At 62.3% G+C, this 12067-nt stretch carries 9 protein-coding genes; all 9 read left to right on the top strand.

Going from position 1 to position 12067, the window contains the following annotated elements:
• The coding region (locus ACLK1G_RS25715) for a type VI secretion system Vgr family protein (protein WP_420767932.1) at positions 1-2381 on the top strand (2381 nt) is incomplete at its 5' end.
• Positions 2378-3175 carry a toxin Tle1 chaperone Tla1 gene (gene tla1 / locus ACLK1G_RS25710; protein ID WP_420767931.1) on the top strand — a complete coding sequence of 266 codons (798 nt, stop codon included), beginning with the start codon at positions 2378-2380 and terminating at the stop codon, positions 3173-3175. The genes ACLK1G_RS25715 and tla1, both read left to right, overlap by 4 nt.
• A 4-nt stretch (positions 3176-3179) precedes the next feature.
• Positions 3180-3701, top strand: coding sequence for a Tli1a family immunity protein (gene tli1a, locus ACLK1G_RS25705; RefSeq protein WP_420767930.1), 522 nt, complete (start codon positions 3180-3182; stop codon positions 3699-3701).
• 302 nt (positions 3702-4003) lie between these two features.
• On the top strand, positions 4004-4525 hold the full coding sequence (gene tli1a, locus ACLK1G_RS25700; protein ID WP_420767934.1) for a Tli1a family immunity protein: 522 nt from the start codon (positions 4004-4006) through the stop codon (positions 4523-4525).
• Positions 4513-6804 (top strand): T6SS phospholipase effector Tle1-like catalytic domain-containing protein, encoded by a 2292-nt coding sequence (locus ACLK1G_RS25695; RefSeq protein ID WP_420767929.1) that lies wholly within the window; start codon positions 4513-4515, stop codon positions 6802-6804. Before tli1a (ACLK1G_RS25700) ends, ACLK1G_RS25695 begins: the two co-directional genes overlap by 13 nt.
• Positions 6805-6841: 37 nt before the next feature.
• Entirely contained in the window at positions 6842-7366 is a 525-nt protein-coding gene (gene tli1a, locus ACLK1G_RS25690; protein ID WP_420767928.1) for a Tli1a family immunity protein, read from the top strand.
• A gap of 26 nt (positions 7367-7392) precedes the next feature.
• On the top strand, positions 7393-7650 hold the full coding sequence (locus ACLK1G_RS25685; protein WP_420767927.1) for a PAAR domain-containing protein: 258 nt from the start codon (positions 7393-7395) through the stop codon (positions 7648-7650).
• Positions 7647-8777, top strand: a complete 1131-nt coding sequence (locus ACLK1G_RS25680; RefSeq protein WP_420767926.1) for a hypothetical protein — start codon at positions 7647-7649, stop codon at positions 8775-8777. The genes ACLK1G_RS25685 and ACLK1G_RS25680 overlap by 4 nt, the downstream gene beginning before the upstream one ends.
• Before the next feature lie 34 nt (positions 8778-8811).
• On the top strand, positions 8812-12067 hold a 3256-nt coding region (locus tag ACLK1G_RS25675), incomplete at its 3' end, for an ImcF-related family protein (protein WP_420767933.1).

Below are 12067 nucleotides of genomic sequence, written 5' to 3'. Positions count from 1 at the left end.
CCACCTTCTTCGACCACAGCCGCCACACCCTGAGCGTCTGCGACCTCACAGCCCATCTCGACGTCCTGGCCTTCACCGGCGAGGAGCACCTGAGCCGGCCCTACCACTACCGCATCGAATTCACCTGCACCGAGCGCGACCTGGTGGTCACCGACCTGCTCAACCGGGATGCTTACTTCAGTCTTTACCCGCTGCCGCCACCGCCGACGCCCAAGGGCTTCGCGCCGCCGGAGATCAAGCCGCTGCGCACGTTCAATGGCGCGATCACGGCGTTCAAGCGCCTGTCCGGCTCCAACGACGAAGCCCGCTACGAAATCACGTTGCAACCGCGTTTCGCGCTGCTGGCGCGGGGCAAGCAGTTTCGGATCTACCAGCACCAGTCGGTGCCGCAGATCGTCGAACACATCCTGCGCACGCGCCATGATTTCCGGGGCCAGCATTTCTATTTCAATGTAGTGCGCGACTACCCCCGGCGTGAACAGGTCATGCAATACGACGAAAGCGACCTGGCCTTCATCGAGCGCCTGCTGGCTGATGTCGGCATCTGGTACCGGGTCGTCAGCGATGACCGCCTGAGCATCGACGTGGTGGAGTTTCACGACGATCAGCGGCACTACCAGCGCGGCGTCAAGTTGCCGTGTCGCCCGCCGTCCGGCTTGTGCGCCAGCGAGCAGGACGCGGTCTGGCACCTGCAAACCGCCCACCAGGTGGTGGAAAAAAACATCAACTTTCGCGCCTACCACCATCGCGAGGCCTACGCGTTCCTCGACGGCGAGGTCGACCATACCCGCCGCGCAAAGGGCACCTACGGCGAGGCCTATCACTACGGCGAACCCTACACGGTGCTGGGCGAGCGCTACGCCCTGGACGAGGACCTGCAAAGCGAAAGTGGTTTTTTCTACGCGCGCCTGCGCCATGAACTCTACCTCAACGACCAGACCCGCCTCAGCGGCACCACCAGCAGCGCCACCCTGGCCCCGGCCCAGATGCTCGAAATCACCGGCGGCGCGCCCCAGGCCTTCGAGTTTGGCGCGGTGATCGTCAGCCTGCGCACCGAAGCGGCCCGGGACCGCAGCTTCATCGCCACCTTCCAAGCGATTCCTTACTCGGAAACCGTGTGCTTTCGCCCACCGCTGCCGCCCAAGCCGCGCATCAGCGGCACCATTCCCGCCCGCGTCAGTCACCCGGAAGTCAACCCGCCGTACGCTGACCTCGACTTCGAGGGCCGCTACAAGGTGCGCTTCCTGTTCGACCGCGACACCTGGCAAGCCGGCCGCGAAAGCGCCTGGCTGCGCCTGGCCCGACCCTACGGCGGCGACACCCACGGCCTGCATTTCCCGCTGCAGGCCGGCACCGAAGTGGCGGTGGCCTTCGAGCACGGCGACCCCGACCGCCCCTACATCGCCCACGCCCTGCACGACGACCGGCACCCGGACCCCGTCACCGCCCGCAACGAGCGCCGCAACGTGCTGCGCACCCCGAGCAACAACAAACTGCGCATGGACGACACCCGCGGGCAGGAGCACATCAAGCTCAGCACCGAGCACAGCGGCAAGAGCCAGTTGAACCTGGGGCATCTGGTGGATGCCGAGCAGACGAAGCGGGGGGAAGGGTTTGAGTTGCGCACCGATGGACATGGCGCCCTTCGTGCGGGCAAGGGGGTGTTTATCAGTGCTGATGAGCAAACCCAGGCCAAGGGCGACGTCCTCACCATGAACCCGGCCACCGCCCAGGTCGAAGGTGCCAGACAGCAGATGGCCGAATGGCAGGACATCGCCCAGGCCCACCACAGCCGCAAACCCGACCTGCGCGGCTTGGAACAACTCCAGGCCGACGCAAAAGACCTTTCGGCTGCCGCCATCCTGCTCAGCGCCCCCCAGGGCATCGGCGCCGTCACCCCGGCCAGCCTGCTGCTCAAGAGCGGCGACGCGCTGTACCTGCAAAGCCACAACGAAATCAACCTCGCCGCCGCCAAGCGGCTGTCGGCCCACGCCAACCAGGGCATCTCGCTGCTGGCCCAACAGGAAGGCCTGCGCCTGGTCTCCGGCAAAGGACCCCTGGACATCGAATCCCACGGCGATGGGCTGGGCATGAAAGCCCAGCAGGACATCACCGTGCAGTCGGTGCAGGGGCATGTGCAGGTGACGGCGAAGAATGGCCTCACCCTGGCGTGTGGGGGTGGGTTCATTCGGATTACAGCCGAAGGCGAAATCCAGATTCATAGTCCTGGCCTAGTCAGTATCAAAGGGAAGCACAGACTCGACCGCCCCGGTGGCGAGACGTTTCCGCTGCCTGAGTTACCCGGCTCGGTGTGCAAAGAATGTTTGAAAAGGGCTAGGGCAGCCGCCCAAGGCTTCATGCCCAGGAGGGCATCGATATGACTTCAATGCAACGCCATGTCTGGCTTGACTTGCTAGAGGCCTCTGGTACCAGGAGCGGCTTGTACCATCTCGATGTAGTTGTGGATCAGGCTGGCAGCAACGCCCCGTTATTGCCCAGCGTATTGAGCGTCGAGCCGCCGTTGCAATGGCGTTCGCTGTTCACCGGTCTGCCCGAGGAAGGCGCTAGCGAACTGGCGCCGTTGTTGCTGCGTATCGACCTGACGCAGCCACTGCAACGGCAGTGGCTTGGCGGCCTGATGCACGAGGCACGCGATCGTTCGCAATTGATGGTGTTGGCCTCGCCTTGGCTGTTCCCAGCATTGGCCGAACACCTCGGTCGCTGCTTGGAAGTGACCAACGGCGGCTGTACGGGGCTGCTGCGCTATTACGACCCGCGTCTGTTTCCGCTGCTGTTCAGCCACGTATTGGAGCCTGCACAACAGCAACTGCTACTTCGTCCCGCAGTGTTCTGGAGCTGGCTTGATCGTGACGGCGTTCCCGGCCACTTGCCTGGCGCTCCTGGCGAACCCTTGGGCTCGGAAGATTTTCGCCCCTTGGACCTTAGCGACAGCCAGTTGGAAGTTCTTGGTTGCGCAAGTGATGCGACGTTGGCAATGAGCAAGCTGCTTGCTGCACGCCCAGCGACATATGGGAATGAACAATTTTTTCACCAGTGTTACGCGGCGATGCTCGACGCCACCGAAGCGGGATTGCTTCTGGGGCCCGAGCGGGAAGCGTTCGTTCTCAAACGATTGCTCGCGCCCGAATCGACAGCATTCAACAGAGGGAAGTGACTTTATGCCCACGTGTTTGATAGCCAGACGCGTCGTTGGAATTGCCGCAGGTTTGACCGCCATTTCAATCACTTCAAGTGGGGTGGCGAGCACCTTGGAAGCGATCAATCACACTCATTGGGCGATCAACCGATTCAGTGTGGATGGGCGTTCGGGGATTGACGTTATCGGGCCTTACCAGGGTGGCGGGGGCGGATGTTGTTACGTCGCGCCGTCGCGTTGGCAGCAGGGAATGACGGTGCGGGTTGAATGGGAGGCAGGTGTGGCTTACCCCGATGGGTTTCCTGGGTATGCCGACTGGCCTAGATATTTGGCTTGGGAGAAGCAAATAAGCGCGCAAACGCGGCAGCACCGCAAACAGGTGCCCGTCCCAGACTACTCCGGCCAAAAAGTTTGCGGTCTGACCGTGCACTTCCTGCCCTGCGACGACATCCAGGTCACCACGTCCTGCTACGCCTATGGCAGTCCCGAATACCCGATCAAGACCCCGCTCAACTTACCGGAGCCCACCTCATGTCCGAGCTGAAGCACACCCCGATCTGGTATCCGCCGGCATTCCCGGTCCAGGGCCGCTTACCCAGAGATGTCGGGCTGGTTTACCAGAACCTCAATCGCCAATGCGCTCTGGAGCATGACTATCACGACTCCCTGTGCGTCGCCGCTGGGCGCAGAGTGATGCCTCCATGCTGCAAGACCGTGCACATCAGCCTGTTGCAGCCCGGCCAGGTCACGTTGCTGGGATTGAAGCTGTATGTCTACGGTTTTTCCCGTGGAGCGACGGCGGCCCGGGGTTTTGTAAGTTGGCTGTTAACAGAGGGAAGTGACTTTATGGCCACGTGTTTGATAGCCAGACGCGTCGTTGGGATTGCCGCAGGTTTGACCGCCATTTCAATCACTTCAAGTGGGGTGGCGAGCACCTTGGAAGCGATCAATCACACTCATTGGGCGATCAACCGATTCAGTGTGGATGGGCGTTCGGGGATTGACGTTATCGGGCCTTACCAGGGCGGCGGGGGCGGATGTTGTTACGTCGCGCCGTCGCGTTGGCAGCAGGGTATTACGGTGCGGATCGATTGGGAGACGGGTGTCGCTTACTCCTATGACAATCCTGGCTATGCGGACTGGCCTAAATACCTAGCCTGGAAACAAAAGCTAAAAGCGCAAAAGCAGCAGCATAGCAAGATGGTAGAGGTCCCGGATTATACGAACCAAAGAGTCTGCGGCCTGACCGTGCACTTCCTGCCCTGCGACGACATCCAGGTCACCACGTCCTGCTACGCCTATGGCAGTCCCGAATACCCGATCAAGACCCCGCTCAACTTACCGGAGCCCACCTCATGTCCGAGCTGAAGCACACCCCGATCTGGTATCCGCCGGCATTCCCGGTCCAGGGCCGCTTACCCAGAGATGTCGGGCTGGTTTACCAGAACCTCAATCGCCAATGCGCTCTGGAGCATGACTATCACGACTCCCTGTGCGTCGCCGCTGGGCGCAGAGTGATGCCTCCATGCTGCAAGACCGTGCACATCAGCCTGTTTTTCGACGGCACCGGCAATAACCTGAACAACGACCTGTACGAGTCCTCGATACCGCACCCGACCAATATCGCCCGGCTGTTTCGCGCCAGCATTGGCGCCGGCCATGCCGGCGGTACCGCCCACAGCGACAAGGCCGAACGCCTGGTCGATGCGGCGGGTAATGGCAATGGCCAGTATTTCAAGTACTACATGCCCGGCGTGGGCACACCTTTCCCGGAAGTCGGAGACCTTGATTACAGCGAATCGGGCTTGGCCACCGCCTGGTACGGTGAAGAGCGGATCAACTGGGGGTTGATGATGCTCATCGATGCCCTGCGCCGTACCTTGAACCAACCACGCCTGGACAATGCCGCGCTGCAGGTGGCGGTCAAGGCCATGGGCACGGCGCTCGGCCTGGGTTGGGGGACCGGCCACGCCAATCGCAGCCGCGAGTTTCGCAAACAGTTGCAGGCGTTGGCCAAGCCCCTGCAACTGGCCCTGACGCAGCCGCAGCCCGGCCAGGTCAAGTTGCTGGGACTGAAGCTGTATGTCTACGGTTTTTCCCGCGGAGCGACGGCGGCCCGGGGTTTTGTAAGTTGGCTGGATCGATTGTTGTCCGACTTGGCGCTGACGCTGCCGATGGCGGATATACGGGTGCCCCTGAGCGTGGAATATCTGGGTCTGCTGGACACCGTGGCCTCTGTGGGTATCGCCGACATTATTCCAGGCGCCCAGGGGCACATGAGCTGGGCCGATGGTAACCAGCACCTGCCGGAGAGCGGATTGGTGAAGCGTTGCCTGCATTTGGTGGCAAGCCATGAGCAGCGGTTGTGTTTTCCATTGGAATCGATTCGCCGTGAAAACGGGGAGTACCCGGCTAATAGCCAGGAGGTGATCTATCCGGGGGTACATTCGGATCAGGGTGGGGGGTATCCGCCAGGTGATCAGGGGAAGGCGATGGGCGAGAGCGATGGTTTGCTGCTGTCGCAAATAGCCCTGAATGATCTATATGCCGATGCCTTCGCCCTTGGTGCTCCTCTGAAAGTGCCGAAGGAAGCTCTGTCGATAGCGTTGCGTCACGAGCTGTGGCGCGCAATGGAGGGCGATGTACAGCGAGAGTTTTCTGTAGCGCCAACTTTGGTTGAACGCTTCAACGCCTGGCGCCAAGTTACCTTGGACCTGCCAGCGGTAACGCAACCGTTGCCCATCGAACGGATCGAAAGCTACCAGCCCTTGCCGACCACCCTCAGCCTGGAAGAAGCCCTACGCACGCAACTGGACTGGATCACCGCCTGGCGCATCGACCGCTACGCCTTTGCCAGCCTCAAACAGACAGGCTTCTACCAACAGGCAAGCGATACCGAAGCCGACAAGACTGTCCGTGAAGCTGCCGAACACAAGCGTGATGCAGAACAACAAGCGATCGAAAGGCATCGCAAACTGCAGATGGTCGCCGAACGTATAGGCCGTGTCCCGAAAAAAACACTGAAACCCGGCGTAAAGGATTTCGACGCGGACATGGCGAAAACCCAGCTGCGCGAAGCGGCCGAAGAGTTCGCTGAGGTTTACCGGAGCGAGGGTCGCCAGGATCCGTTGGCCCTGCTGGCGCTTGGTCTGGTTGCCGGCCCAGAGCCGTTCTGGGTTGCCACCCAGATCCGTGCCGAGCGTGAACGAATGAAAGCGGCCGGCCAGAAGTTGGTCAGCCAATTGTTTCCACCCCCTCGGTCCCAGATAAACCATCAGAACGAAACCTTTCGCGGCAACGTCGACGAAAGCCGCAATGCCGAACAACCCGAAGGGTTGTTGCGTGCGTTATTCGACGACCACGTGCACGACTCCCGCGCCTGGTTCCTCTACAAGCTTGGGCGCGAACCTTGGGGCAGCTTCTTGCGAGACCGCATGGTGTTCTTCGGCGAGAGCAACAGCCGGGCGCTGGCGCTCTACAGCGAAAACGCCCAAGGCCAGTGGGCGCAAAGACAGCCAAAGTCGACCAGCGACCCGGTGCCGCTACACATGGATGTTGAACGCCTGGCCCAGGTGCAGAAGGACATCGATGAGCTTTGGAAGGATTTTTATGCAAAGGCCAGGGAGACGAACGATGCGCCGAGCTGAACCTTTGCTTCGCCACCCTTCAAGAGGCAACGCTCCGATGTTCAGGCCCAGCCCGTGGCATGCGCTATTGCTCGCCTGGTGTGGTTTGTTGGGCGCGGTGCTCGCGCCCAACGTCTCTGCCAGTACGCTCGAAGCCATCAACCACACTCACTGGGCGATCAACCGATTCAGTGTGGATGGGCGTTCGGGGATTGACGTTATCGGGCCTTACCAAGGTGGCGGGGGCGGATGTTGTTACGTCGCGCCGTCGCGTTGGCAGCAGGGTATTACGGTGCGGATCGATTGGGAGACGGGTGTCGCTTACTCCTATGACAATCCAGGTCTTGCTGATGAAGCCAAATACGACGCCTGGCTCGACAAAGTCGTCGCGCAAAAGAGGCGGCACACCAAGCAAGTCCCCATCCCCGACTACACCAACCAAAAAGTCTGCGGCCTGACCGTGCACTTCCTGCCCTGCGACGACATCCAGGTCACCACGTCCTGCTACGCCTATGGCAGTCCCGAATACCCGATCAAGATCCCGCTCAACCTGCCGGTGCCTACGTCGTGCCCGCAGTCCTGACCCATTCATTACAAGGAGTTGAAATTATGAAAGCCATCATTCGCCAAGGCGACACCCTCAAGGAATACGGAGGCGAGGTATTGGGGGGCCACTACCTATGCGACGGCCTGTCCATTGCCTGTCAGGGGGATGCGGTGCGCTGCAACCTGCACGGCCGTACCGAGATTGCCGAGGGCAGTGACCTGATGGAAGTCGACGGGTGCCCCGTGGCGCTGGATGGTCACCGCTGCGGCTGCAATTGCACGTTGGTCAGCTCCGGGCCTGATACGCTGGTGGCCTCATGATCCCGGCGCCGGAGTTCGCGCCTTACCCTGCGTCACGGGCGCCCGGATACAGGCGCTGGATAGCCGGAGTCGCGGGGCTGCTGATTTTGTTGGGCGGCGCCAGCGCGCTTCTGGATGGGGTCGTAGAGCCGCGCTTGATGGTTGTCGGCGCGATCACGACGTTGCTGGCATGGTTGCTCGTGTTGCTGTTGCGTGTGTTGCGCTACCGATTCAACCGACACAACGCTCGTTGTTATGCCGAAGCGGCGCAACGGATCCAGCGAACCTGGTGGGCGCATCATCGGCAAAAAGCCGCGTTGGTGGACACTGTCTTGCTCGGGCCCGCCTGCCTGACCCAGGAACACAGGCAGAATCTGCTCAACCCGGATCAACCTGCGCCCATACCGCAAGAAACGCCCGAAGGCCTGGCGCTTCGTCTGCTTCAGGTATTCGGTGACGACCTCACCGAGCGCGAGCGGCAATTGGCCGTTTTGCTCGCCCTGCAATGGTGTGAGCAACAAACCGAGCCCATCTTCTTGCAGCCGGTGCGTTGCTATTGGCAGGGTTCCGTCGATTCCTGGGCGGCGTTCGTCGAGCAAATGGCCGAATCCTGTCCCCAGGTTGAACTGCCGGAGCGACCTGAGCCCTGGCAGGGCATTCGCAGCCTGGACTCAATCATCGACCAGCTGCAGAGCGCCCCTTCGGATGCGCGCATTCTCTGCGGCGGTTGCCAATCCTCGTCACCACAAAAAGACAGCCGCTTACCGGCCGGCGAGGCGGCGCTGCTTTGGCTGCTGGGCCCTGAGCAAGGCATCGGTTTGTTGCGGGGAGAATGGTCCACCGATCAAGAGTCGGTGGTAAAGGTGGCCGAACGAGCCGTCCAACAAAGCGAACTGCAGGCGCCCGCCAAAGTGTGTGTGTCGTTCTTCCAGCCCGACATAGTCGACCTGTCTGCCATTGGCTGGAACACCAAGCAAAACGTGCAAGACCACAATTTCGGCACGCTGGCGAATCTGGAGGCCATGGTCGCGCAGACCCTTGCCGCCTGGCACGCCGAGCAACACGGTGAGCCCTGTGCCTGGCTGGCTTGCGATTCCCATTACACCTTGGCCCTCGGAATTGTGAAACCCCATGACTCAAACAGATGAACCTCAAAAAATCTCTTCCTGGCTTACGGCGCTTCTGTTGGCGTTGATCTTGGCCGTGTTTGTTGCCTTGGCAGGCGGGGGGTGGTGGTTATGGGCTGGGCAACCCGTCGACCGCGTTGTGCTGTCGGACCTGCTGCTCAAGGCATTTTTTTGCTGTGCATTGTTGTTCGCGATGGCGATATTGATGTGGCAAATCCTGCAGAACGGGATCAGAGTTCTGGTGCGTAGCACCCAGGTGACCTCATCACGACCTCAGGCCAGGACGCCTGAATCGATACTGGGCGCAGAGCTACGCGAAAACCTCCGCTTCCAATACGGCCCCCTCTGGCGCCACAAGGTCCGTCTGCTGCTCATCGTCGGCGAGCCCACCCAGATCGCCGCCATCGCCCCGGAGCTGGCGAAAAAGAAATGGCTCGAAGGCGAACGCACCGTGCTGCTATGGGGCGGCAGCGTCCAGGAAGAATTGCAAACCCCACTGTTGAACCCATGGCTCACCCTACGCCGTTGGCGGGCGCTGGATGGGGTGGTCTGGGCGCTGGACAAACCGCAAAGCACCGATGCGGTGACGCTGGCCAAGGGCATGCGGCACTTGCAGGGGCTGGCTCGGCGGCTACGCCGACGGTTGCCGTTGCACTTGTGGCAGGTGTGCGAGAGCGGCTGGTCCCAGGACGGGCGCGAGAGCCAGCCGGTGGGTTGTCTGTTGCCGGCCAAGGTGACGCCGTCGCTGTTGGAGGCGTGCCTGGAGGATCTGGTCGAGCCGTTGCGTTGCCAGGGCTTTGCCCAGATGAAGATCAAGAAGCGGATGCACCACGATTTCCTGCTGCGCCTGTCCCGAGATTTGCAGGCCGAGGGCATTGCCCGTTGGCGGCAGGCGCTGGCGCCGTCGTTGAGTGGGTTCAACCCGGGGGTGATGCTGCGAGGGTTGTGGTTCAGCCTGCCACTGCGCGTGACGCAAAGCGCTGACGGCGAGCATTTCTGGTGGCCGGACCCGGCGTGGCACGGCGTGCAGCGCGACAAGGCCGTCGGCGCGCGGTTGGGGTGGGGCGCGCCGCGAGTCGTCTATGGGCTGTTCATGGGCCTGGCGCTGGTGTGGGGCGCGGGGATGGCGCTGTCCTTTGTGAGCAATCGGGCGCAGATCGTCGAGGCGCAGGCCTTGTCGACGGCGTTGCAACAGTCATCCACCCAAGAGGAGCAACTGTTGGCGCTCGAAGCGCTCGTCCATGTGCTGGCTCGCCTGGATCACCGTGTCGTGTCCGGTGCGCCGTGGTACCAGCGCTTTGGCTTGAACCGCAATGAAACCTTGCTCGAACTGTTGTGGCCCCGGTATGTCGAGGCCAATAACCGCCTGGTGCGCGACCCGGCGGCGGCGAGGTTGCGCGGGCAACTGGAGGCGCTGGTCAAGCTGGCGCCGGGCAGCCCCGAGCGCGTTGAGCGCACGCGTATGGCCTACGATCAGCTCAAGGCTTACCTGATGATGGCGCGCCCGGACAAAGCCGAGGCGCCCTTGTTGGTCAAGACCCTGGGCCACGCCGAACCCACGCGTGACGGAATTTCGTCAGGGCTCTGGCAGACCCTCGCACCGAACCTGTGGCAGTTCTACGCCGAGCAACTGGCCGCGCACCCGGACTGGCGCATCGAGGCCGACCCGCGGTTGGTGGCGCAGGTGCGCCAGGTGCTGCTCGACCAATTGGGCCAACGCAACGCCGAGGCCAGCCTGTATCAACGGGTGCTGGACGACGCCACCCAGCACTATCCAGCCCTGGGCCTGCAACAGATGGTGGGCGACACCAAAGCCGCTGGGTTGTTTTCCAGCAAGGCCAGCGTGCCGGGAGTGTTCACGCGCCAGGCCTGGGAGGGCCAGGTGCGCCAGGCCATCGATGACATCACCCAGGCGCGCCGCGAAGAAATCGATTGGGTGCTCAGTGATCGCCCCGGTGACATCGATGTGCGCTTGACGCCCGGCGAGCTCAAGGCGCGCCTGACCGAACGTTATTTCAAGGACTACGCGGGCGCCTGGCTGGTGTTTCTCAACAGCCTGCGGGGCAATCAACCCAAAAGCCTGGAACAGGTCATCGACCAGTTGACGCTGATGAGCGACGTGCGCCAATCGCCGTTGCTCGCGTTGATCAATACCCTGGCCTATCAAGGGCAAGCGGGCACCCGCGTCCCGGCCCTGGGCGACTCGCTGATGAGGTCCGCGCACAAGCTCATCGGCCCGGACAAGGCCCCGCCCATAGACCCGCTGGCCGACCTGCCGAGCGGCCCGCTGGATCCGACGTTCGGCCCGTTGTTGGCCTTGCTGGGCAAGGGTGGCGCTGACCATTTGAGCCTCCAGGCCTACCTCACCCAAGTGACCCGCGTGCGCCTGAAACTGCAACAGATCAACACGGCCAGCGACCCCATGGAAATGACCCAGGCCCTGGCGCAGACGGTGTTCCAGGGCCGGGGCATCGACCTCACCGATACCCAGTCCTATGGCCGTCTGATGGCCGCCAGCCTCGGTGCGCAATGGGGCGGCGTGGGCGAAACGCTGTTCGTGCAACCGCTGGAACAGGCCTGGCAGCGAGTGCTGCAACCGTCGGCGGCGGGCCTCAACAGCCAATGGCGGCGTTCGATCGTCGAGCATTGGAACGCGGCCTTTACCGGGCGTTATCCCTTCGCCGCGACGGCCAGCGATGCTTCGTTGCCGATGCTGGGGCAAATGATCCGCGCCGACACGGGGCGCATCGAACGTTTTCTCCACAGCCAGTTGAGCGGCGTGTTGCGCAAGGAAGGCAACCGCTGGGTGGCCGATCCCCGCCACGGTCGCGGTTTGCGCGTCAATCCCCAATTCCTGGAGGCGGTCAATCAACTGAGCGATCTGGCCGACGTGCTCTACACCGACGGCGGCCTGGGCTTGAGTTTTGAACTGAGCGGCAAAGGCGTGCGCGATGTGGTGCAAACCACCTTCATCCTCAACGGAGAGAAACACCACTACTTCAACCAGAAGGAGCGCTGGCAGCGCTTCGGCTGGCCGGGACGCAGCGACTACCCCGGCGTCAGCCTGACGTGGACCAGCGTCCACACCGGCGAACGGTTGTTCGCCGACTACGCCGGCGCCTGGGGGCTGATCCGCTTGCTGGAACAGGCCACGTTCACCGCGCTGGACGATGGCGACAGCCGCTACCGCATGGTGCTCAAGGCGCCCGATGGCCTGGGCCTGACGTGGCACCTGCGCACCGAACTGGATGCCGGACCGATGGCGCTTTTGAAGTTGCGAGGGTTTACGTTGCCGGGGCGGATATTTTTGG

Origin of the sequence: Pseudomonas algeriensis (assembly GCF_048847255.1) — a bacterium.
GTDB lineage: Bacteria > Pseudomonadota > Gammaproteobacteria > Pseudomonadales > Pseudomonadaceae > Aquipseudomonas.
Note: the sequence above shows the minus strand (reverse complement) of the source record. Positions and strands in the feature narration are given on the sequence as shown.